Raw genomic sequence first — 23,839 nt, 5'->3', positions numbered from 1 at the left:
CCATCGCCCGGCGGCAAGGACGGAATAGCAGTAAGGGAACTATGTGAAGCGAAGCAGTCCGCTGTCACCGCTGTTGCTGGGAGCCTTGGGGCTCCTGGCCCTGAACTTCAACACGGCTGCCCAGGCGGCCGATGACATCGACCCACAACTGCGCCAGATCGGGCCATCACTGTTACGTGATGCGCCCGATGCAGTGCCCGCCCGCCCTGCCATCGGCATGGCCCCCGTCGCCAATGGCGACCGCCTTGGCCTGACCGAAGCGGTGCTGCAAGCCGCGCAATGGCACCCCAGCATCGCCGAGGCCATCGGCAACCTCTACAAGCAAGGCGAAGGCATCAATGTTGCCCGCGCCGGTTACTACCCGCAGATTTCCGGCGGTGTGCGCACTGGCTATGACACCGGCTACGGCGGCGACCGCAACAGCCAGGCGCTCAACCTGTCGCTCAAGCAAATGCTCTACGACTTCGGCAAGGTCGACAGCGCCGTCAGCGCTGCCCAGGCCGCCGCCGCCCGCGCCCAAGCCAATATCCTGCTGGTGGTCGACGAACTGGCCCGCGACACCGCCTATGCCTGGGTCGAAACCCGCCGCTACGAACAACTGATCACCATTGCCCGCGACCAGATCCGCGGGGTCGGCGACATCGCCGGCATGGCTCGCCAACGCAGCGACATGGGCGCCAGCACCCGCTCCGACGTGGTCCAGGCCGAGTCCCGCGTGGAAAGCGCCCGCGCCACCCTGGAGGAATACCAGTCACAGTACGAACGCTGGCGCTCGACCCTGGCATCGTTGCTGGGGCGGGTCACGCCACCGGCGCTTGCCGAGGAATCGCCACCCGAGCTGAACCAGGCCTGCAAGCGCCCGGCACAAGGCGACGACCGCTTGCCCGCCGTGCTGATGGCCTTGGCCCAACGCGCCCAAGGCCAGGCCGAACTGGCCCAGGCCAAGGCCGAAGCCTACCCCACCGTGTCGCTGCAGCCGCAGATCAACCACTACCTGGACAACGACTACGACCGCGACAACTCACGCATGGACCGCACCCAGGCAGGCATCTACCTGAACGTCGAGGTGCCCATCTACCAGGGTGGCGCCATCAGCGCCCGCAGCCGCGCCGCCGGCCATGCGCTGACTGCCGCCGACTCGGCCGAAGATGCCGCCCGCCTGCAGGCCCGTCGCGGCCTGGCCGAGGCCATGGCGCAGACCTCAGGGCTGGGCCGTCGGCTCAGTTCGCTGGAGGCCCGCCAGGTCAGCATTCAGGAAGCCCGCATGCTGTACGGCCGGCAGTACCTGGACCTGGGCACCCGGCCCCTGCTCGACCTGCTCAACGCCGAGCAGGAAATCTACCAGTCACGCTTCGAACTCGCCGGCACCCGCTCCGACCTGCTGCGCCTGGATGTCGACTGCCTTTACAACACCGGCGCCCTGCGCACGGCCTTCGGGCTCGAGGGGCGTAACCTGCAAGGTGTGGAGATCCAGCCATGAACGAATCCGTCAATGTGACCCTGCCCAGCCAGCCCCCGGAGCAAACGGCCCAGCAACGGCCAGACCTGGGGCCTTGGCTTGAGGTCATGCTCCAGGTCGCGCACCACTACCGCCTGGACGTGTCGCCGCAACGCATACGCTTGGCGGCCGTCGAAGATGCCCGCCCACTGGATGAAATTCTTCGCCACATGGCCCGCCAGGCCGGGCTGGCGCTGCGCTTCGTGCGCTTCGATGCCAAAGGCCTGCGGCAATGGCGCACGCCGCTGGTACTGGAACTCGACGACGGCCAGTTGGCAGTGGTCGAGTCGGTAACCGAAGAGGACGACCTGGCGGTAGTCTTCGCCGGTGACCAGGGGCTGACCTCACGCCTGCCGCGCGACACCCTCAAAGGGCGCATCACCCGGGTTGCCCTGCTGCGCCCGGCGCGGCCGTTGCGCGATGTGCGCACCGACGACTACACCGCCCCCTACGACCGCCACTGGTTCGCCCGCATCGTGTTGCGCGACCTGCGCCCGTATGGGCAGGTGATGGTCGCCTCGCTGGTGGCCAACGTGCTGGCCCTGGCCGGCGTGCTGTTTTCCATGCAGGTGTACGACCGGGTGATCCCCGCCGAGTCCCTGCCCACGCTGTACGTGCTGTTTGGCGGTGTAGTACTGGCGCTGGTGTTCGACTTCAGCATGCGCCTGCTACGCCTGAAGGTGACCGACCTGCTGGGCAAACGCGCCGACCTGCGCGTCTCCGACCTGGTCTATGGGCATGCCTTGCGCCTGCGCAATTCGGTGCGACCCAAGTCGACCGGCTCGTTCATCTCGCAGTTACGCGAGCTGGAGTCGATCCGCGACCTGATCACCTCGAGCACCGCCACGGCCCTGGCCGACCTGCCGTTCTTCCTGTTGTTCCTGTTCGTGTTCTGGCTGATCGGCGGCGTGCTGGTGTTCATCCCGCTGGTGGCGTTGCTGGCCATGGTCCTGCCCGGCCTGCTCGCGCAACGGCGCCTGGCCCGCCTGGCCAATGCCTCGATGCGTGAGTCGGCGCTGCGTAACGCCATGCTGGTTGAGAGCATCCAGGGCCTGGACGAAATCAAGGCACTGCAAGCCGAGGCACGCTTCGAGCGCCAATGGAACCAGTACAACGCCGCCTGCGCCCACACCAACCTGCGCCTGCGCACCCTGACCAACGGCCTGGTGACCTGGACGCAGAACGTGCAGGGTGCGGTGTTTGCGGTGGTCATCGTCATCGGCGCACCGATGGTGATCGCCGGCGACCTCACCACCGGTAGCCTGGTGGCGGCGTCGATGCTGTCGTCGCGCATGTTGGCGCCGCTGGCACAACTGACCCATGTGCTGACTCGCTGGCAGCAGGCCAAGGTGGCCCTGCAAGGCCTCGACAAGTTGATGCAGTCACCGGTCGATCACCCTGAAAACGAAGCCCGCGTGCACCTGCCGGCCATCCGCGGCGAGTATCAGCTGCGCCAGGCCAACTTCCGCTACAGCCCGGAGGCCCCGCCCGTCCTGAGCATCGCCCAGCTGGACATCCAGCCGGGTGAACGCATCGCCGTGCTCGGCCGCAACGGTGCCGGTAAATCCACCCTGCTGCAGGCCCTGGGCGGTGCCATGGACCTGGTGCAGGGCGAAATCAACCTGGACAGCATCGCCCTGGCCCACCTCGACCCTGCCGACCTGCGCCGCGATGTCGGCCTGCTGCCGCAGTACTCGCGGCTGTTCCACGGCACCCTGCGGGAAAACCTCACCCTGGGTGCCGGCCAGGCCAGTGATCAGGAGTTGGTCGCCGCCCTGGCCGCCACGGGGGCGCTGGACTTTGTCCGGCGGCTGCCCAAAGGCATGGACCACTTGATTCTGGAAGGCGGCGTGGGCCTGTCCGGCGGCCAACGCCAGGCCCTGGTGCTGTCACGCTTGCTGGTGCGCCAGCCGCAGGTGCTGTTGCTGGACGAACCCACCGCGTCCCTCGACGACATGACCGAACGCAAGCTGCTGGATAACCTCGAACGTTTCTGCCAGGGCCGCACCCTGGTGATCGCCACCCACCGCCTGAGCGTGCTGCAGCGGGTCGACCGGATCCTCGTGCTCGATGGCGGGCGCATCGTCATCGACGACAAACGCGATGCCGCGCTGGCGAAACTGCAAGGAGCCCAGGCATGAGCAACCATGAACTCCCGGCGTCCTACCTGGACGGGCAGGACGACCAGGCGGTGTTCCGCGCCGGCCGTATCATCACGATCTGTGCGCTGATGCTGGCGGCGTTCCTGGCGTGGGCGGCCTGGTTCGAGGTGACCGAAGTGTCCACCGGCACCGGCAAGGTGATCCCCAGTTCACGCGAGCAGGTGATCCAGTCGTTCGAGGGCGGCATCGTCGCGCAGATGAGCGTGGCCGAAGGTGACCTGGTCGACCGCGGGCAGGTACTGGCCCAGCTCGACCCGACCAAGACCTCCTCCAGCGTCGGCGAAAGCGAAGCCAAGTACCGCGCGGCCAAGGCCAGCCAGGCCCGCTTGCAGGCCGAGGTGACCGGCAAGCCGTTGGTGTTCCCCGACAGCCTGCGCGACTCACCCGACCTGATCGACGCCGAGACCGCGCTGTACCAGACCCGCCGCCGTGGCCTGGAGCAGACCCTGGCCGGTATCGAGGACTCGCTGCAACTGGTGCGCAGCGAGCTGAAGATCACCGAGAACCTGGCGAAGATGGGCGCCTCGAGCCGGGTCGAGGTGATCCGCTTGAACCGCCAGCGCTCGGAACTGCAGCTCAAGGCCAACGAAGCGCGCTCCGATTACCTGGTGCGTGCACGCGAGGAACTGGCCAAGGCCAGCGCCGAGGCCGACAGCCTGTCCGAGGTGATCCGCGGGCGTAGCGACTCGCTGACGCGCCTGACCCTGCGCTCACCGGTGCGCGGCATCGTCAAGGACATCGAGGTCAATACCTTGGGCGGTGTGGTGCAGCCCGGTGGGCAAGTGATGAAGATCGTGCCGATGGACGAGCGCCTGCTGATCGAGACCCGCATTGCCCCACGGGACATCGCCTTCATCCACCCCGACCAGGCGGCCAAGGTCAAGATCAGTGCCTATGACTACTCGGTGTACGGCGGGCTGGAAGGCAAAGTAGTCGGCATCTCGCCGGATACCCTGCAGGACGAGGTGAAGCCGGAGATCTACTACTACCGGGTGTTTATCCGCACCGAGCAGGACAGCCTGCAGAACAAGGCCGGCAAGCACTTTGCGATCGTGCCCGGGATGATTGCCACGGTGGATATCCGCACGGGCGAGAAGACCATCCTCGACTACCTGATCAAGCCGTTGAACCGGGCCAAGGAAGCCCTGCGCGAACGGTAATCGTGGGGGCGCTTTGCGCCCCCCGCTCTATCAGGCCAGGCAGCGACAACACGCCCACTAAAGCCCGACGCAAATACGCCGATAACCCGTTATCCCCCTATTCCAACGAAGGTCACCATGGCCACGCAAAATGCCCGCGCGGATTCGCTGTCCTTGCTGCTGTTCACCCTGCGCAGCGGCAAGCTGATGGCAATCAACCTGCTCAAGGTCAGCGAGATCATCCCCTGCCCTTCACTGACCAAGCTGCCCGAATCGCACCCCCATGTGAAAGGTGTGGCCACCCTGCGCGGCAACTCGCTGTCGGTCATCGACCTGTCCCGCGCCATCGGCGAGCGCCCGCTGGCCGACCCGGACGGCGGCTGCCTGATCGTCACCGAGATCAGCCGCTCGCGCCAAGGCCTGCATGTACAGGCCGTGAGCCGCATCGTGCATTGCCTGAGCACCGACATCAAACCGCCGCCCTTCGGTTCGGGCAACCGCTCGTTCATCACCGGCGTGACCCGGGTCGACAACGCGCTGGTGCAGGTACTGGACATCGAGAAGGTCATCCATGCCATCGCCCCGCCTGCCGCCGAGCCACAGCACGGCGCCCTGACCGAAGAAGACGCGAGCCTGCTGGCCGTCGCCAACATCCTGGTGGTGGACGACAGCCAGGTGGCCTTGCAGCAGTCGGTGCACACCCTGCGCAACCTGGGCATCGAATGCCATACCGCACGCAGTGCCAAGGACGCCATCAACGTGTTGTTGGAACTGCAGGGCACCGCGCAGGAGATCAATATCATCGTCTCCGATATCGAGATGTCCGAAATGGACGGCTATGCTTTCACCCGTACCCTGCGTGAAACGCCCGATTTTCAGCACCTGTATATCCTGCTGCACACCTCGCTCGACAGCGCCATGAGCAGCGAAAAAGCCAGGCTGGCGGGGGCCAATGCCATCCTTACCAAGTTCTCCTCGCCGGAGCTGACCGATTGCCTGGTGGTGGCGGCGCGGGCAGTGGTGTTTGCCGAGCGTTGATACATCAAGCGACAAACTCCCCGGCTTGCCGTCGGGGGTGACTCGGGCATAATTCGCTCCCCTCGGAAGATATTTGCCGGAATCGCGTATGAAGTTTTTCAGCTCCCTCCTAGTCGCCTGCGCGCTGTTCAGCGGTGTCGCCCAGGCCTCCAGCAGCCAGGCCTGGAACGAGCAGCGCCAGCAGATGCTCAAGACGTGCCTTGCCGCCAGCCAGTTCAAGGACGCCCATGCGCGCGGCAAGCCCGCCGAATTCGACGACCAGGTCGGCATGAGTGCCCTGCTGATCGAAGGCGTCTACCCGCAAAAGCACATGCAGCAACGTAGCGGCACCGAATTGTGCCTTTACGACCGCCAGCACCAGCGCGCGTTCGTCAGCGAATGGAACCCGGAAGCCAAGTGACCGACAACCTGCGTTTCGCCTGCACCGGCTGCGGCAAGTGCTGCACCGGCCACCATGTGCCGCTGACCCTCGACGAAGCGCGCCAGTGGGCGGGGTCTGGGGGCCAGGTGGTGGTATTGATAGAAGCCTTCGTGGCCGATGGCCCGGGCATGCCGGAGGAGCAACGCGAGCATGTGCTGCGCCGCTCTCACCCGGTGGCCTGCGGCGACACGGTCGCTCGCGTCTCGGTGACCTTCGCGGCCTTCAACCCGGGGCGCTGTCGCAACCTCGACGACAATGACCTGTGCACCATTTACGACACGCGCCCGCTGGTCTGTCGCATCTACCCGGTGGAAATCAACCCGCATATTCCGCTGCGACCCGAGAACAAGGACTGCCCGACCGAGGCTTGGCAGCAGGGGCCGGCGCTGATTCATGGCAGCCAGCTGGCCGACGCGGGGCTGGCGGCGCTGGTGGAGGCTTCGCGCCAGGCGGATCGTGATGACATCGCGGCCAAGGTTGCGGTTTGCCAGGCGTTGGGCATGACTACCAGTGCGCTGAAAGGGAACGGGTTTACGGCTTATCTGCCGGAGATGGGGGCTTTTGCGACAGCGTTGGCGCAGGTGCCAGAGGATAATGGGGCCCGGTGGACGCTGCATGTGCAGGATGAAGCGTTGACGGCCAGTTTGCGGGGGATTGGGCTGAGCACGACCTCTGAAACGCCGGTTTATTACGCGTTTATTGGGTTTTGAGGGGGTAACGCGGATTGCGGGGGGGGCCGGGTGCATGGCTTGGGCCTTGTGGCGGATTCGAGATCGAGCGCCGCCCGCGCGGCGCTCGATTTCCGCCCCACCACAAAACCGTCGCCAAACCCGAAACTGTCACCGCTGTCAGCCAGCCGTCATGCTGCCGACCCTCTCCGGGGGCTATAAGCTTGAGTACAGAAAACCGTCTCTCCCTTCTGGCCAAGGTGCCCGCCCTCGATGCGACGTCCGTCCCGCTCTGTCACCCTTGCCGCCTTGGCGCTGCTCATTCTGGTAGCGCTGGGCGTCTGGTTCAGCCAGCGTCAACCAGCGCCCGCCCCCCGCGCACAGGCAGCGATCCCCGTGCGCGTGGTCAGCGTCACCCAACAAGACGTGCCGCGCTATGCCAGCGCCATCGGTTCGGTGCTGTCGCTGCACAGCGTCGAAATCCGCGCACAGGTGGAAGGCGTGCTGACCCAGGTGCTGGTCAAGGAAGGCCAATGGGTAAAGGAAGGCGACCTGCTGGCCACCCTCGACGACCGCTCGATCCGCGCCAGCCTCGACCAGGCGCGCGCGCAGCTCGGGCAGAGCCAGGCGCAGATCCAGGTCGCCGGTGTCGACCTCAAGCGCTACCGCCTGCTGAGTACCGATGACGGGGTATCCAAGCAAACTCTCGACCAGCAGCAGGCCCTGGTCAACCAGTTGCAAGCCACGGTCAAGGGCAACCAGGCCGCCATCGCCAACGCCGAAGTACAACTGTCCTACACGCAGATCCGCTCACCGGTGACCGGCCGGGTCGGTATCCGTAACGTCGACCCCGGCAACCTGGTACGCAGCAGCGACACCCAGGGCCTGTTCAGCGTGACCCAGATCGACCCGATCGCCGTCGAGTTCGCCCTGCCGCAACAGATGCTGCCCACCCTGCAAAGCCTGCTCAAGGCGCCCAGCCCGGCGCTGGTGCAGGCCTACATGGACGCCGACGGCGAACGCAGCCTGCTCGGTGAAGGCCACCTGGCGCTGATCGACAACCAGATTTCGGCGACCACGGGCACGGTGCGGGTAAAGGCCGAATTCGACAACAAGGACGGGCGCCTGTGGCCCGGCCAACTGGTCACCGTTCGCTTGCGCACGGCAATGCAAGAAGACGCCCTGGTGGTGCCGCCACCCGTGGTGCAGCGCGGCGTCGACGGCCATTTCGTGTACCGCCTGGACGGTGACAAGGTGACCAGCGTGCCGGTCAAGGTGCTGTACCAGAACAGCGGGCTGAACGTTATCGCCGGGGTCAAGGCAGGCGAGCGCCTGGTGCTCGACGGCCAGTCGCGGCTCAAGCCTGGGTCGCGGGTCGAAGTCACCACCGATGCGCCGGCCCCCGCAGAAATGGCCGACGGCCGGGGCCAGCCATGAACGCGCGCAACGGGGTTTCGGCCTGGTGCATCGACCACCCGATCGCTACCTTGCTGCTGACCTTCGCTCTGGTGATGCTGGGGGCCATCGCCTTCCCCCGCCTGCCGGTGGCACCGCTGCCCGAGGCCGACTTTCCGACCATTCAGGTCACTGCCCAGTTGCCAGGGGCCAGCCCGGAAACCATGGCCTCGTCGGTGGCCACGCCGCTGGAAGTGCAGTTCAGTGCCATCCCCGGCATGACCCAGATGACCAGCAGCAGCGCGCTGGGGTCGACCAACCTGATTCTGCAGTTCACCCTCGACAAGAACATCGACACGGCGGCCCAGGAAGTCCAGGCCGCGATCAACACCGCCACTGCCCGCTTGCCGCAAGACCTGCCCAACCCGCCGACCTGGCGCAAGGTCAACCCGGCCGACAGCCCGGTGCTGGTGCTGACTGTCAGCTCGAACCAGATGCCCGGCAATGACCTGAGCGATTACACCGAAACCCTGCTGGCACGCCAACTGAGCCAGATCGACGGGGTCGGCCTGATCAATATCACCGGGCAATTGCGCCCCGCCATCCGCGTGCAGGCGCAACCGGAGAAGCTGGCAGCCATCGGCCTGACCCTCGCCGACCTGCGCCTGGCCATCCAGCAGACCAGCCTCAACCTGGCCAAGGGCGCGCTGTACGGCGAGCACAGCGTGTCGACTCTCGCGGCCAACGACCAGCTGTTCCACCCCGAGGACTACGCCCAGCTGATCGTCTCGTACCGCGACGGCGCGCCGGTGCACCTGCGCGACGTGGCCAAGGTGATCAACGGCGCCGAAAACGCCTACGTCAAGGCCTGGTCCGGCGACCAGCCTGGGCTGAACCTGGTGATCTTTCGCCAGCCCGGTGCCAATATCGTCGACACCGTGGACCGGGTGCTGGCGGCCCTGCCCAAGCTGCAGGAAATGCTCCCCGCTTCGATCGAGGTGTCGGTCCTGCAGGACCGCACCCAAACCATCCGCGCCTCGCTGCACGAAGTGGAGCTGACCCTGATGATCGCTGTGGCCCTGGTGATCGGGGTCATGGCGCTGTTCCTGCGTCAATGGTCGGCGACCCTGGTGGTGTCCAGCGTGCTCGGGGTGTCGCTGATTGCCAGTTGCGCGCTGATGTACGTACTCGGTTTCAGCCTGAACAACCTGACCCTGGTGGCCATCGTCATTTCGGTGGGGTTCGTGGTGGACGATGCCATCGTCGTGGTGGAAAACATCCACCGCCACCTCGAAGCGGGGGACGACAGCCGCACGGCGGCACTCAAGGGCGCTGGCGAAATCGGCTTCACCGTGGTGTCGATCAGTTTCTCGCTGATTGCCGCCTTCATCCCGCTGCTGTTCATGGGCGGGGTGGTCGGGCGCCTGTTCAAGGAGTTCGCCCTGACCGCCACGGCCACCATCCTGATTTCGGTGGTGGTCTCGCTGACCCTGGCACCCACCCTCTGCGCGTTGTTCATGCGCCGCCCGGCCGGCGAGCAGCACGGCGGCTTTGGCGAGCGCCTGGTGAGGTGGTACGAAAAAGGCCTGAACCGCGCCCTGGCCCATCAGCGCCTGACCCTCGGCGTGTTCGGCCTGACTCTGGCCCTGGCCGTGGTGGGTTACGTGGCCATCCCCAAGGGCTTCTTCCCGCTGCAGGACACCGGCTTCATTCTCGGCACCAGCGAAGCGGCAGCGGACGTGTCGTACCCTTCGATGATCGAAAAGCACCAGGCCCTGGCCAAGATCATCGAGGCTGACCCGGCCGTGCGTGCGTTTTCGCACTCGGTCGGCGTCACCGGCAGCAACCAGACCATCGCCAATGGCCGCTTCTGGATCGCCCTCAAGCCTCGCGGCGAGCGCGATGTCTCGGCCAGCGAGCTGATCGACCGGCTGCGCCCCAAGCTCGCCAAGGTGCCGGGCATCGTCCTGTACATGCGCGCCGGCCAGGACATCAACCTCAGTTCCGGCCCGTCGCGCACCCAGTACCAGTACGTGCTCAAGAGCAACGACGGCGTGGCACTGAACCTGTGGACCCAGCGCCTGACCGACCGCCTGCGTGAAAGCCCGGCACTGCGCGACCTGTCCAACGACCTGCAACTGGGAGCCAGCGTCACCCGCATCGACATCGACCGCCAGGCCGCCGCGCGCTTCGGCCTGACCACCACCGACGTCGACCAGGCGCTGTACGACGCCTTCGGCCAACGGCAGATCAGCGAATTCCAGACCGAGACCAACCAGTACAAAGTGATCCTCGAACTGGACGCGCGCCAGCGTGGCAAGGCCGAGAGCCTCAACTACTTCTACCTGCGCTCGCCCCTGAGCAACGAAATGGTGCCGTTGTCCGCCGTGGCCCACGTTGCCGCGCCCAGCACCGGGCCGCTGTCGATCAGCCACGATGGGCTGTTCCCAGCTGCCAACCTGTCGTTCAACCTGGCCCCGGGCGTGGCCTTGGGCGACGCGGTGAGCATCCTGGAGCGCACCCAGCGCGAACTGGGCATGCCCGACTCGATCAGCGGCAACTTCCAGGGCGCGGCCCAGGCCTTCCAGAGCTCGCTGTCGAGCCAGCCGTGGCTGATCCTCGCCGCCCTGGTGGCGGTGTACATCATCCTCGGGGTGCTCTACGAGAGCTTTGTCCACCCGCTGACCATCATCTCGACCCTGCCCTCAGCGGGCCTGGGCGCGCTGATCCTGCTCTGGGCCATGGGCCAGGACTTCAGCATCATGGGCTTGATCGGCGTGGTGCTGCTGATCGGCATCGTCAAGAAAAACGGCATCCTCTTGATCGACTTCGCCCTTGAAGCCCAGCGCCATCACGGCATGACGCCCGAGCAGGCGATCCACCAGGCCTGCCTGACGCGCTTTCGGCCGATCATCATGACCACCCTGGCCGCGCTGCTCGGCGCGGTGCCGCTGATGTTCGGTTTCGGCGCCGGTGCCGAGCTGCGCCAACCGCTGGGCATTGCCGTGGTCGGCGGGTTGCTGGTGAGCCAGGCCCTGACGCTGTTCACCACCCCAGTCATATACTTGGCCCTGGAGCGCCTGTTCCATCGCCGTCGGGCCGCCAACGCGGCCGCGCCAAGTGCCAGTTGAGACAAGACCATGCGTGTGCTGATCATCGAAGACGAAGAAAAAACCGCCGATTACCTGCATCGCGGCCTCAGCGAGCAAGGCTTTACCGTGGACCTGGCGCGTGACGGTATCGACGGCCTGCACCTGGCCCTGGAAGGTGACTATGCGGTAATCGTGCTCGACGTGATGCTGCCGGGCCTGGACGGCTACGGCGTGCTGCGCGCCTTGCGGGCGCGCAAGCAGACGCCGGTGATCATGCTGACCGCCCGCGAGCGGGTTGAAGACCGCATCCATGGCCTGCGCGAAGGGGCCGATGATTACCTGGGCAAACCCTTTTCCTTCCTCGAACTGGTCGCCCGCCTGCAGGCCCTGACCCGCCGCAGCAGCAGCCACGAACCGCTGCAGATACAGGTCGCCGACCTGTGGATCGACCTGATGGCACGTAAGGCCAGCCGGGGCGGCCAACGCCTGGACCTGACCGCCAAGGAGTTCTCGCTGCTCAGCGTGCTGGCCCGCCGCCAGGGCGAAATCCTGTCCAAGACCGCGATTGCCGAGCTGGTCTGGGACATCAACTTCGACAGTGACGCGAATGTCGTCGAAGTGGCGATCAAACGCCTGCGCGCCAAGCTCGACGGGCCATTCGACCACAAGCTGCTGCACACCATCCGAGGCATGGGCTATGTCCTGGAAAGCCGTGCGGGCTAACTCCATCGCACTGCGCCTGTCGGCGCTGTTCATCCTGGTGGCGGTGGGCGTGTTCCTGCTGATCGGTACGGCGCTGTACCGCCAGGTGGACCGCAGCCTCGACCTGCTGCCGGCCGCCGAGCTGGATGCGCGTTTCAGTGTGCTGGAGTCCACCCTCAACCGTTTCGGCACGGCCGATCACTGGGCCAAGGTCAGCAACAAGCTCAACCTGCTCAGTGAAGAGGACAAGCGCATCCGCTTCTGGGTGGTCAGCAGCGACCCGGCCTACGACTATGGCCACCCCAGCGAGCTGGTTCGCGCGTTTGCCGAAGGCCCGCCGGGCATGCGCGACCTGCGCCTGCCCGGCCAGCCCTACCCTTACAAGGTGCTGGTCAGCGAGTTGCCGGCGCTGGCCGAGCGCCCACCGCTGCGCTTTCTGATCGGCATCGACACCGAGACCTTCTGGCAGGCGCAGCACAGCCTGCTGGTGGCCATCGTTGGCTTGGCGGTGCTCGGCGTGCTGCTGGCCTCGGTGCTCGGCTACTGGGTGGCGCGCATCGGCCTGCGCCCGCTGCTGGCGCTGTCCAACGAAGCCCAGGCATTGGCGCCGCCACGCCTGGACGGGCGCCTGCAAACCCACGACCTGGCCCCGGAACTGGCGCAGTTCGCCGGGGCCTTCAACGCCGCGCTCGACCGGGTCAGCCAGGCCTACTCACGGCTGGAGGCGTTCAACGCCGACGTCGCCCACGAGCTGCGCTCGCCGCTGACCAACCTGATTGGCCAGACCCAGGTGGCACTGACCCGCGGCCGCAGCGCCGAGCACTACTTCGAAGTGCTGCAATCGAACCTCGAAGAACTGGAGCGCCTGCGCAGCATCATCAACGACATGCTGTTCCTGGCCAGCGCCGACCAGGGCAGCAAGGCCACCGCACTGACCCAGGCCTCGCTGGCCGAGGAAGTGGCGACCACGCTGGACTACCTGGACTACATCCTCGAAGACGCACAGGTCCGCGTCGCGGTCAGTGGCGATGTCCAGGCGCCCATCGAGAAAGCCCAGCTGCGCCGGGCGCTGATCAACCTGCTGAACAATGCCGTGCAGCACACCGCGCCCAACCAGGTGATCCAGGTGCGGATCGACAGCGGGCCGAGCCAGGTCAGCATCGCCGTGAGCAACCCGGGGCCGGCGATCGAAGACGCACACCTGCCGCTGCTGTTCGAGCGCTTCTATCGGGTGGATGCAGCGCGCAGCAACAGTGGGGGTGGCAACCATGGTTTGGGCTTGGCCATCGTCAAGGCGATTGCGTTGATGCATGGCGGCGAGGTTTTTGTGCGCAGCGAGGCAGGCGCCAACACCTTCGGCATTCGCCTGCCAAGCGCTCAACTGCGCGGGTTTGCCGCAGAAGCCTGAGCTTTCGCCGCATGATCGTTACCTTTTGCGCAACAGTGCTTATCGTACTTCGCTCTGTTTAAAGTGCCCTGAAGGGACTAACTTTAGCCCTGTCCTCATTAGCACTTGCATCGCAAGAAGGTAGTTTCAAATGTCCAACAGTATGGGTATTGCCAGCGTCTTCGTCCTGTCTTCCCTGTTGTTGTCGCCCCTGGCCATGGCCGAAGAATCCCCGGCTTTCGTCGCCCGTAATGCAGAGCTCGCCGCCGTCCATCAAGAGGCCCGCGACGCTGTAGCCGCACAACAGGCCGACGCCGTAAAAGACGCAAACCAGACAGCTTCCAAGGTGTCCAGCGACGCCAATGCCGACAGCTGATCGGCCGCCGTACCTGCTCCCGTTTTCCCTTGGCTACGCCATGGGCACCGTAGGTGCCGATATGTTAGCCTTTTAAAGCCGCTGCCAATCAGCGGCTTTTTTTATGTGTTTTAACTATCAGCCCGGCGGTAACGTCACCCATAAGAAAGTTGCACATTCAAAAATAAAAACTGCCCCACCGTCAGACCAAAGGAGCTAGTACCGGTGCCTTCCGCGTTTCGTTTTACCCCGTTGTTCATTGCATTGACTGCAACGATGCCTTTCGCCGCCCAGGCAGATGAAGACAAGGCTGATGGCTTCATCGAAGGGTCTTCCCTGAACCTGCATTTTCGTAATGCCTACTTCAACCGCGACAACCACAATGCCGGCGCGCGCGACACCCGCGAGTGGGGCCAGGGCGCAGTGGCGCGCTTCGAGTCGGGCTATACCCCCGGCGTGATCGGCTTCGGCGTGGACGCCCATGCCATGCTGGGCCTCAAGCTCGATGGCGGTGGCGGCCATGCTGGCACCAGCATTCTGCCGCAGCATGTGAAGGACGACGGCGAACTGGGCGCGGCCCCGCATTCGTTCTCTACCGCAGGTGCAGCGGTCAAACTGAAGGGTTTTGACACCGAGCTGAAGGCCGGTGACCTGTTCCTCACCAACCCGGTGATCGCCGGTGGCGAAACCCGCATGCTGCCGCAGACCTTCCGCGGTGTGAGCCTGACCAACACCAGCATCGACGGCCTGCTGCTCGAAGGCGGCCAGGTCAGCTTCACCAAGCCGTACAACCAGAGCGGCCACCGCCGCATCGACACCTACTACGGCTCGCTGGACGAACACGACAAGAGCAAGCACCTGAACTGGGCCGGCGCAGCGTGGAGCGGTAGCGAAAACATCACCGCCAACCTGTACGCCGCCGAGCTGAAGGACATCTGGAACCAGTACTACGCCGACTTCGACTACACCTATGTGGTCAACGACCTGGTCAGCCTCAACCCGGGTGTGCACTTCTATCACACCCAAGACACCGGCCAGGCCCTGCTGGGCAAGATCGACAACAACACCTACAGCGTGCACTTCACCGTCAACGCCGGCTTCCACAGCGTCACGGCTGCCTACCAGCGGGTCAATGGCGATACGCCGTTCGACTACATCAACCTGGGCGACAGCGTGTACCTGGACAACTCGCGCATGTACTCGGACTTCAACGCGCCCAACGAGCGCTCGTGGAAGCTGCAATACGGCTACGACTTCGCAGGCCTGGGCATCCCCGGCCTGAGCACGACGCTGTCGTACTCGCGCGGCGAGGCAGACCTGACCAAAGCCGACCAGAACAACACCCACTACGACTACTACCGCGCCGATGGCAAGAATGCCATGCACTGGGAGCGTGACCTGGACGTGAAATACGTGTTCCAGGAAGGCGACTTCAAGGACCTCTCGGTGCTGGTGCGTTACGCCGCCCACCGGGGCAGCCAGGGCTATGCGTCGATCGACAGCAACAGCGACAACGACGAACTGCGGGTGATCGTCGATTATCCGTTGAACGTGTTCTGACCTGAGTTAGGCGCGAGGGCGACGCTGATAGGGGATTAGGGGCGGGCGGCGCTCGATCTCACAGGCACCGCCCCCTTCCAGCCAAACACGCGCGTGATTCCGTCGGACAAATCTTGTCCGACAATCCCCAGTTCCCTAGAATGGCGCCGCCGCGAATGGCCCTGCCTCAGCAGTAGCGAGCATGCTCACCCGATCACCGCGTTTCGCACTCTACAGGTCGCACCCCGAGCTGATCCTCAACCTGGGCAGTTGCCTTGCCGTGCTCGCCATCGTGGCCATCGTCAGTTACCTGCTGGCCCGTGAGCGCGAAAGCGTCGAACTGTCGGCCATCCGCGCCTCCAACAACATCGTCCAACTGATCGAAAGCGACATCCTGCGCAACGCCGAACTTTACGATCAGTCGTTGCAGGGCTTGATCTGGGCGGTCGGGCGCAAGGAACTGCCGGAGATCCCCGGTGCGCTACGCCAACGCCTGTTGTTCAATGAAGCGTTCGTCGACCGCAAGCGCGGTGACGTGCTCTGGCTCGACAAGCAAGGCAACGTGGTGGGCGATTCCACCAGCACCGTACCGCGCAAGGCCAACTTCAGCGACACCGGGGTGTTCCAGGCCCATTTACACAATGCCGACCTCGGCTTGCTGGTTGGCCCGCCGTTCAAGGCCAGGCTGGGCGACCTGGACTGGTGCATCAGTTTCAGCCGGCGCATCTCCGGCCCCGATGGCGAGTTTGCCGGCCTGGTGGCGGGCGCCCTGCGCCTTTCGTACTTCAGCGAACTGTTCAAGCGCCTGGACATCGGCGATGACAGCAGCATCAACCTGTTCAATACCGACGGCCAACTGCTGGCCCGCCAGCCCACGCGCCCGCAAGACCCGCTGATCGGCACCCACTATGCCGAGCGGCCCAACTTCAAGCGCATCCTTGGCGAGCGCAGTGGCAGCTTCACTGCCCACTCCGCCACCCACGGCACCTCACGCATGTACACCTTCGCCCACGTGGCCGACTTGCCACTGATCGTGTTGGTGGTGCACTCGGCCGACGAAGTGTTCCAGTCGTGGCGGCGTACCGCGATTGTGGTCGGCGTGGCCACGGGCGTGCTGTGCATGGGCCTGCTCTGGCTGACCTTGTTGCTAGGCCGCGAACTGCGCCGTCGCCACGAGGCCGAGCAGGGCCTGGCGACACTGGCTGCCACCGATAGCCTGACCGGCCTGGCCAACCGCCGTCGGCTGGATCAGGTGCTGCGCCTGGAGTGGGCGCGCGCGCAACGCAACCACAAACCGTTGGCAGTGCTGATGGTGGATGTAGACCATTTCAAAGCGTTCAACCAACGCCACGGCCATGCCGGGGGTGACCATGCACTGCGTGAAGTAGCCAAGTGCATCGAGGCCTGCATCAGGCGGCCGGCGGACCTGGCGGCGCGTTATGGTGGGGAGGAGTTTCAAGTGATCTTGCCCGAGACCGATCTGGCCGGGGCGCGGCTGCTGGCCGAACGTATTCGCAGCAGCGTGGCGGCGCTGGCGCCGTTTGCCAATGACACCCGTGCAGTGACGGTGAGCATTGGCATTGGCCTGTACGAAGCAGGCCCCCAGCACGATCTGGCGAGCGTACTGAGGGCTGCGGACGAGGCGCTCTACCGGGCCAAGGCCAATGGCCGCAACCGGGTAGAGGGGCCTACGCTTTAGGAACGGGCGCGGGCGGCGTTACGCAGTGCCTTGACCTGGTCGTGGTTACGCTGCACACCTTGCAGCTGTCTCTCTACCAGGGTGTAAGTCTGATCGCTGGCGGTACGGCCCAGTTTGACCAGTTTCTCACGGGCTTCCTTGTAGGCTTTCAGGGCATGGTCCTCGCCCCGCTCGACCTCATTCAGCACGGCCTCTTCATCCTTGCCGGTGACCATCGCCTTGAGGTTGACCCAGCCACGGTGCAGGTCACCGCTGATGCTGGTGGATGTCTCAGGGTCGCCACCCAGGCGGCGTACTTCGCTTTGCAGCTCGCCGGCGGCGTTGCCACATTCACCGGCACGCTGGACGAAGAAGGCTTTCAGCTCGGGGTTTTTCACATCTTCGGCCGAGGCCTTGAAGCCTTTTTCGCCATCCTTGCTGTATTCGATCAAGTCGTTGAGCACATCGATCACGTCTTTGTTGGGGTTGCTCATGTTCACGAACTCCTTGGCAGGTGATAGTCATCTGTAATGGAGCAGCGTTCGTGCCAACCCTCGACTTAGAATTAAATCCTTTTAAATCAATTAGTTAAATAACAGCCCAGCCATGCTCGAAGCGGCGTTCTGCATGATTGCCGCTTGGGCCTTCGTGCAGATTGCAGTATGGTCGGCGCTTTTCCACAGCCAGGTGCGCCGATGAAACCGGAAACCCTCGAACTGCTGGTCACCCGGACCATGCCCTTTGGCAAGTATCAAGGCCGCATCATTGCCGACTTGCCGGGCGACTACCTGGCCTGGTTCGCGCGCAAGGGCTTCCCGGCCGGGGAACTGGGGGGGTTGTTGGCGCTGATGCATGAAGTCGATCATAACGGGCTGATGGACTTGCTGGAGCCGTTGCGGCGTAAACATCAGCGGTAGGCAGGGGGCTGCTGCGCAGCCCCAGAACGCTCGATTACCCCTTCACCGGCACCACTGCCAGTTCCACCTGCTCACGCTTCTTGATCACCGCGTACACCACGGCCGTCAGCAGGCTCCCCGCCACGATCGCCAGCAGGTACAGCAACGCATGGTTGATCGCGTTGGGAATCAACAGCACGAACAGGCCCCCGTGCGGTGCCATCAGCTTACAGCCGAAGTACATCGACAACGCACCGGTCAAGGCGCCCCCGGCGACACTGGCCGGAATCACCCGCAGCGGGTCCTTGGCGGCAAACGGGATGGCGCCTTCGGAAATGAAGCACAGCCCCAGGGCCAGCGCGGCCTTGCCCGCCTCGCGTTCGCTCTGGGCAAACTTGTGCCGGGCGATGAAGCTGGCAATCCCCAGGCCGATCGGCGGCACCATGCCGGCAGCCATGGTCGCCGCCATGGGGGCATAGCTCGACGAGGCCAGCAAGCCCACCGAAAAGGCGTAGGCGGCCTTGTTGATCGGCCCGCCCAGGTCCACGCACATCATGCCGCCAAGCACCAGCCCAAGCAGGATGGCGTTGGTGGTGCCCATGCTGTCGAGAAACTGCGTCAGCCCTTCGAGCATCGCCGCCACTGGCTGGCCGACCACATAGATCATCACCAGGCCGGTGAACAGGCTGGCCAACAGCGGAATGATCAGGATCGGCTTGAGCGCCTCCAGGCTGCTTGGCAGCCTCGCCCAACGGGCAATGGCCTTGGCGCTGTAGCCGGCGAGAAACCCTGCAATGATGCCGCCGATGAAGCCAGCCCCCAGGGAGCTGGCCAACAGACCACCGATCATGCCGGGCGCCAGGCCCGGGCGGTCGGCGATCGACCAGGCGATGTAGCCGGCCAACAGCGGCACCATCAGCTTGAACGCCGCCTCGCCGCCAATCTGCATCAAGGCCGCCGGCAAGGTGCCAGGCTCTTTGTAGGCTTCGATACCGAACACGAACGATAATGCGATCAACAGGCCGCCGGCCACCACCATCGGCAGCATGAACGACACCCCGGTAAGCAGGTGCTTGTACACCCCCGTCTTCTCACCCTTCCCGGCGCTGGAGGCCGCAGCGGCATCGGCGGCATGTTCGACCTTGGCTTCGGCCAGGGCCTTGTCCAGGGTGGCGCCAGCCTGCTTGAGGGCGATGCCGGTGCCGCAGCGGTAGATGCGCTTGCCGGCGAAACGCGCCGTGGGCACTTCGATGTCGGCGGCCAGCAGCACCACGTCGGCCTCGGCGATGGCTTGGGCGGACAGTGGGTTACGCGCGCCCACCGACCCTTGAGTCTCCACGGTGAGTTGGTAGCCCTGCTGCTGTGCGGCCTGCTGCAAGGCCTCTGCGGCCATGAAGGTGTGCGCGACGCCGGTCGGGCAGGCAGTCACCGCGACGATCCGCGTGCCAGCGCCACTCACCGCGACCGGGCTGCCGGGCACCTCGGCCAACAGCTGGGCCTTGGCCGCCGCCTCGTCGAGGAAACCCTCGCGGTCGGCCAACGCCTGGGACGGTGTGCTCCGGTACACGCGCTTGCCGACAAAACGGGCCAGGTCCACTGGCCCGGTGCTGACCACCAATACCCAGTCGGCTTCGCTGATCTGTGCCGGCGTCAGCTGCCGCTCGGGGTGCTCGGCGTCCTCCACCTCGACGCTGGTGCTCCAGCCACGACGCTGGGCAGCCGCAGCCAGCAGGCGTGCGCTCAGCACGCTGGACACCTGGCCGTTGGGGCAGGCGGTGACAATGGCAATGTTCATCGGCAACCCTCTTGTTGTTCTGTCACTTGCACGCCCGCTTCCAGGCGTGCCAGTTGCTCGCGGTCACGAATGCCGAAACCGACCTGGGTCACGGCCTGGGCGGCGATGGCGGTGGCTCGGCGCAAGGTCTGCGCGGGCGCCTCGCCAAGCAGCAGGCCATGGACCATGCCCGCCACCAGCGAATCCCCCGCGCCCACGGTGCTGGCAACCCGTACCTTGGGCGGCTGGGCATGCACGGCCAGGTCGCGGGCGAACCAGCTGACGCCCTGCTCGCCGGCGGACACCACCACATGCTCGATGCCACTGGCCAGCAGGCGCTCGGCCGCCGCGCGTTGCTGCGCCGGGCTTTGCACCGCCAGGCCAAGCACCTCGCCAAGTTCCTCGGTATTGGGTTTGACCAACCACGGCGCGCATTGCAGGCCGGCACGCAGCGCTTCGCCGCTGCTGTCCAGGGCAATTTTCAGGCCCTGAGCCTTCAGTTGTTCGAGCAACTGACGGAACCACTCAGGGCTGATACCGCGGGGCAGGCTGCCGGCCACCACCACCGCATCATGCCCGGGGGCGACCTGCAGCAGCCGCCGCAGCAACGCAGCGCGGGCGGCTTCGTCGACCTCTGGCCCCTGGCCGTTGATGTCGGTCACGCGGCCATCGGCTTCGACCAGCTTGATGTTGCTGCGCGTCTCGCCCGCTACGCGGACAAAGCAATCGGTAAAACCACGCCAGTCGATCAAGGCTTCGAACGGCTGCAGGTTGCCCTGCCCGAGGAAGCCGCCAACGGTGACGCTGTGGCCCAGATCGGCCAGTACCTGGGCGACGTTCAGCCCTTTGCCGGCGGCATGGCTGTGCTGCGCCTGGCTGCGATTGACGTGCCCTGGGCGCAAGGTATCGAGGCCGATGGTGATATCCAGCGCCGGGTTCAGGGTGAGGGTGAGGATCTTGGCCATCAGTAACGCTCCACCAGCGCGCGAACCGCCGCGGCGCTGTCTTGTTGCAAGGCTTCGCGCGCCAGGGCGCGGGCCGTCTGGTGATCGGCCTGGCGGACCAGGGCCTTGACTTCGGCAATGCTGCGGGCGGCGACGCTCAACTCGTCAACGTCCAGACCAAGCAGCACGGCGACCGCCTGCGGGTCGGCGGCCAGCTCACCGCACACGCCCACCCACTTGCCTTCGGCATGGGCAGCGCGCACGGTCATGTCGATCAGGCTCAACACCGCCGGGTGCAGGCCGTCGGCCTGGGCCGACAGGCTCGGGTGGCCACGGTCGATGGCCAGGGTGTATTGGGTCAGGTCGTTGGTGCCGATGCTGAAGAAGTCCACTTCACGTGCCAGCTGCGGCGCCAGCAGGGCCGCCGAGGGCACCTCGACCATGATGCCCAGTTGCAGGTCGGCCACCGGAATTTCCTCACGCAGGCGCTCGACCATGGCCCGCGCTTCACGCCATTCGTGCACCTGGCCGACCATCGGGAACATGATCCGCAGCGGGCGCTGGTCGGCCGCGCGCAGCAAGGCGCGCAGCTGGTCTTCCATCACCTGTGGGCGCTGCAAGGTCAAACGCACACCGCGCACGCCGAGGAAGGGGTTGTCTTCGGCAGCGATCGGCCAGTAAGGCAGCGGCTTGTCGCCGCCGACATCCAGGGTGCGCACCACCAGCGGCCGCCCACCCAGGCCGTCGAGCACGCGGCGGTACTCGGCTTCCTGGGTGGCCACGTCCGGCGCCTGGGGGTGGGCCATGAAAATCAGCTCGGTGCGCAGCAAGCCGACGCCTTCTGCGCCCTGCTCCACGACCTTGTCGATACCGCTGCTCTCGCCGATGTTGGCAAAGACCTCGACGGCATGGCCATCACGGGTGATAGCCGGTTCATGACGGTTGGCCCAGGCCGCTTGCAGGCGCTGCTCACGCTGGTCGCGCTCGGCCAGGGCGCGTTGCAGCTCGGCGGCGGCTGGCGCGATGTTCACCACACCGCGTTGCCCATCGAGCAACAATGGCGTGCCGCCATCGAGCAGCAGAATCGCTGCACCGGCGCCGACCACCGCTGGGATGCCCAAGGCGCGCGCGACGATGGCACTGTGAGCAGTCGCCCCGCCCTGGGCGGTGACGATGCCGGCGACCCGGCTTGGGTCCAGCCTGGCCACATCGGAAGGCCCGACCTCGGTCATCACCAGTACGTACGGCTGGTCGGGCTCAACCTGCGCCTGCACGCCGCACAACTGGGCCAGCACGCGGCGGCCGATGTCGCGCAGGTCGGCGGCACGCTCGGCGAGCAAGGCGTCGTGCAGCGACTCCTGCTGCCGGGCGGCCGCCTCGATCACCGCCATCCACGCCGCAGGGGCGCTCTCGCCCTGGGCCAGGCGCTGCTCGACATCATCGGCCAACGCCGGGTCGGCGAGCATTTCCTGGTGGGTGACGAAGATCTCGCCGATGGCCTTGTCGCTGCGCTGGACCAGCGTTTGCAACTCGCCGTTTACCGTTGCCAGGGCCTCGCGCAGTTTGACCCGTTCCTGGGCGGGGGACTCACCGCGCAGCGGGTAGTCGATGTCGCGCTCGACGCAGACGTGCGCCGGGCCACTGGCAATGCCGGGGGCCGCGCCGACGCCCTGAATTCGGCTACCTGCGGCGGGTGCCTGCAGCACCTCCTGCGGCGGGACGGCAAGCGCTGCAGCGCTTTGCGGCAGCGGCTCGACGTCCTCGCCCAGGCCCTGCTCGATGGCCGCCAGCAGCACCGGCAGCGCATCAGCGGCAATACCGGGTTCGGCAATCAGTTCCAGCTCCTGACCACGACGGGCACCGAGGCTGAGCAACTTGCTCAAGCTCTTGACCGACACGGCGGGTTGCGCGCTGTCGGTCAGGCGCACACGGACTTCGCCCTCGAACCCCTTGGCCAGTTGTGCCAGCACCTTGGCCGGGCGGGCATGCAAACCATGCGAGTTGGCCAGCACGATGCGCGCGCTGGGCCAATCTGCCGGCGCCTCGCCGCCCAGCACCTGCAGCACCGCGCGGCTGCTGGTGGCCTGGTAGAGCATCTGCCCGCGCCCTTCGATCAGCACTTCGCACAGGCGCTCGAGCAAGGCCTGATGGGCAGCGCCGAGGCTTGCCAGGCAGAACAAGCCGTTGAGCGGTTGGTCGCGGTAACGCAACGGTTGCTGCGGGGTAATGAATGCCAGGCCAGGCTGGCGCACCTGGCGCTCGCTGTGCAGCCACCACAGGCCCTCGCCCAGTGGCAGCGGCTCGGCCTGTTGCAGCACGGCGGCAAAGCCACTGTCGACGCAACCGGCGCGCTGCAGCAGGCGCGCACCGCGCCAGGCCAGTTCGTCGAAGTCTTCGGCCGGCAGGTTCAGGCCAACCAGTTGCGCATCCAGCGCCAAGGCTTGCGGCGCACCTTGCAACAACTTGAGCAAGGCTTCGGCAGAGCTGGCCCGGCGCAGCGCTTCGGCGAGGTCGGTCTCGCCCAAGGCGCGGGTCAGCAGTTGCAGCAAGCGCAAGTGTTCGTCAGAGCGGGCAGCGATACCGATGGCCAGGTAGACCACCTGGCCATCGCCCCAGTCCACACCCTCGGGGAACTGCAGCAAGCGCACCCCGGTGGTATGCACCAGGTCGCGGGTCTGCGGGGTGCCGTGGGGGATGGCAATGCCCTGGCCGAGGAAGGTCGAGCCCTGCGCCTCACGGGCCTGCAGGCCTTGCAGGTAACCCTCGGCGACCAGGCCGTCGGCAACCAGTTGGTCCGCCAGCAGGCGCAATGCCTCGGCCTTGTCCGCGGCCTTCTGGCCCATGGCTATCTGCCCTGTGGCGAGCTCGAGCATGACCTTCTCCTTTTACAGTGCCCAAAGTCGGGTACTGAGGTTATTGTTGTGAAATTCACGAAAACGGCCAGTTCAACAGCCTTGCACAGGCGGCAGCCAAGGCAGAATATTTGGCAGCTGAAACGTTTAACCTGACCAGGCGGCCACGTTACTCGATAATCTCCCCAGGAAAAAGCCCCATCCTGTCGGACAATTGCGACAATGGTCGTCTGCGCGCGGTGGCAACTCCGGGTCAAACTACCCGGTCAGGCCTCGCAGCCAGCCCCGGTAATAATAAG

General features: G+C 65.6%; 18 protein-coding genes. 14 read left to right on the top strand and 4 right to left on the bottom strand.

The features are described from left to right. The first annotated feature begins 43 nt into the window (after positions 1-43). The 13 genes from LOY26_RS04065 (at position 44) to LOY26_RS04005 (ending at position 17,095) form a co-directional block, all read left to right on the top strand. Positions 44-1,480 carry a TolC family outer membrane protein gene (locus LOY26_RS04065; protein WP_033701236.1) on the top strand — a complete coding sequence of 479 codons (1,437 nt, stop codon included), beginning with the start codon at positions 44-46 and terminating at the stop codon, positions 1,478-1,480. Then, positions 1,477-3,639: a type I secretion system permease/ATPase gene (locus LOY26_RS04060; protein WP_258714423.1), complete on the top strand. Its 2,163-nt coding sequence runs from the start codon at positions 1,477-1,479 to the stop codon at positions 3,637-3,639. The genes LOY26_RS04065 and LOY26_RS04060 overlap by 4 nt, the downstream gene beginning before the upstream one ends. Next, positions 3,636-4,820, top strand: a complete 1,185-nt coding sequence (locus LOY26_RS04055) for an HlyD family type I secretion periplasmic adaptor subunit (protein WP_033701238.1) — start codon at positions 3,636-3,638, stop codon at positions 4,818-4,820. Before LOY26_RS04060 ends, LOY26_RS04055 begins: the two co-directional genes overlap by 4 nt. A gap of 117 nt (positions 4,821-4,937) precedes the next feature. Beyond that, the gene (locus LOY26_RS04050) at positions 4,938-5,837 is read left to right on the top strand and encodes a chemotaxis protein (RefSeq protein ID WP_186662897.1); all 900 of its coding nucleotides are present in this window, start codon (positions 4,938-4,940) and stop codon (positions 5,835-5,837) included. An 88-nt stretch (positions 5,838-5,925) separates the two neighbouring features. After that, entirely contained in the window at positions 5,926-6,237 is a 312-nt protein-coding gene (locus LOY26_RS04045; RefSeq protein ID WP_186661061.1) for a hypothetical protein, read from the top strand. Beyond that, positions 6,234-6,968 carry a YkgJ family cysteine cluster protein gene (locus LOY26_RS04040; RefSeq protein ID WP_186661063.1) on the top strand — a complete coding sequence of 245 codons (735 nt, stop codon included), beginning with the start codon at positions 6,234-6,236 and terminating at the stop codon, positions 6,966-6,968. The genes LOY26_RS04045 and LOY26_RS04040 overlap by 4 nt, the downstream gene beginning before the upstream one ends. A gap of 231 nt (positions 6,969-7,199) precedes the next feature. Further along, on the top strand, positions 7,200-8,363 hold the full coding sequence (locus LOY26_RS04035) for an efflux RND transporter periplasmic adaptor subunit (RefSeq protein ID WP_258714422.1): 1,164 nt from the start codon (positions 7,200-7,202) through the stop codon (positions 8,361-8,363). Continuing rightward, the gene (locus LOY26_RS04030; RefSeq protein ID WP_258714421.1) at positions 8,360-11,452 is read left to right on the top strand and encodes a multidrug efflux RND transporter permease subunit; all 3,093 of its coding nucleotides are present in this window, start codon (positions 8,360-8,362) and stop codon (positions 11,450-11,452) included. Before LOY26_RS04035 ends, LOY26_RS04030 begins: the two co-directional genes overlap by 4 nt. A gap of 9 nt (positions 11,453-11,461) precedes the next feature. Then, complete coding sequence (locus LOY26_RS04025; RefSeq protein ID WP_186661069.1) at positions 11,462-12,136, top strand: heavy metal response regulator transcription factor; 675 nt, start codon at positions 11,462-11,464, stop codon at positions 12,134-12,136. After that, positions 12,111-13,523, top strand: coding sequence for a heavy metal sensor histidine kinase (locus LOY26_RS04020; RefSeq protein ID WP_258714420.1), 1,413 nt, complete (start codon positions 12,111-12,113; stop codon positions 13,521-13,523). The genes LOY26_RS04025 and LOY26_RS04020 overlap by 26 nt, the downstream gene beginning before the upstream one ends. 130 nt (positions 13,524-13,653) lie before the next feature. Further along, a complete protein-coding gene (locus LOY26_RS04015; protein ID WP_033701248.1) occupies positions 13,654-13,878 on the top strand; it encodes a hypothetical protein in 225 nt (74 codons plus the stop codon). Between the two features lie 204 nt (positions 13,879-14,082). Next, entirely contained in the window at positions 14,083-15,417 is a 1,335-nt protein-coding gene (locus LOY26_RS04010; protein ID WP_095064026.1) for an OprD family porin, read from the top strand. Positions 15,418-15,598: 181 nt separating this feature from the next. Continuing rightward, on the top strand, positions 15,599-17,095 hold the full coding sequence (locus LOY26_RS04005; protein ID WP_186662893.1) for a sensor domain-containing diguanylate cyclase: 1,497 nt from the start codon (positions 15,599-15,601) through the stop codon (positions 17,093-17,095). Here LOY26_RS04005 and LOY26_RS04000 read toward each other — a convergent pair. After that, positions 17,092-17,568: a PA2169 family four-helix-bundle protein gene (locus LOY26_RS04000; RefSeq protein ID WP_186660213.1), complete on the bottom strand. Its 477-nt coding sequence runs from the start codon at positions 17,566-17,568 to the stop codon at positions 17,092-17,094. The genes LOY26_RS04005 and LOY26_RS04000 overlap by 4 nt on opposite strands. 201 nt (positions 17,569-17,769) lie before the next feature. On the opposite strand from LOY26_RS04000, the gene LOY26_RS03995 reads away from it, so the two are divergent. Continuing rightward, complete coding sequence (locus tag LOY26_RS03995) at positions 17,770-17,991, top strand: DUF3820 family protein (protein WP_095064025.1); 222 nt, start codon at positions 17,770-17,772, stop codon at positions 17,989-17,991. Between the two features lie 34 nt (positions 17,992-18,025). On the opposite strand, the gene LOY26_RS03990 is transcribed toward LOY26_RS03995, so the two are convergent. From LOY26_RS03990 to ptsP, 3 genes are read right to left on the bottom strand one after another with little or no spacing between them, the layout of a single operon-like run. Beyond that, a complete protein-coding gene (locus LOY26_RS03990) occupies positions 18,026-19,765 on the bottom strand; it encodes a PTS fructose-like transporter subunit IIB (protein WP_258714419.1) in 1,740 nt (579 codons plus the stop codon). Next, entirely contained in the window at positions 19,762-20,709 is a 948-nt protein-coding gene (pfkB, locus tag LOY26_RS03985) for a 1-phosphofructokinase (protein WP_186662892.1), read from the bottom strand. The genes LOY26_RS03990 and pfkB overlap by 4 nt, the downstream gene beginning before the upstream one ends. Then, positions 20,709-23,561, bottom strand: coding sequence for a phosphoenolpyruvate--protein phosphotransferase (gene ptsP / locus LOY26_RS03980; protein WP_258714418.1), 2,853 nt, complete (start codon positions 23,559-23,561; stop codon positions 20,709-20,711). Before ptsP ends, pfkB begins: the two co-directional genes overlap by 1 nt. Positions 23,562-23,839 lie beyond the last annotated feature (278 nt).

Source organism: Pseudomonas sp. B21-047, from assembly GCF_024748775.1.
GTDB classification, from domain to species: Bacteria; Pseudomonadota; Gammaproteobacteria; order Pseudomonadales; family Pseudomonadaceae; genus Aquipseudomonas; species Aquipseudomonas capeferrum.
This window is presented reverse-complemented; position numbering and strand designations above follow the sequence as displayed.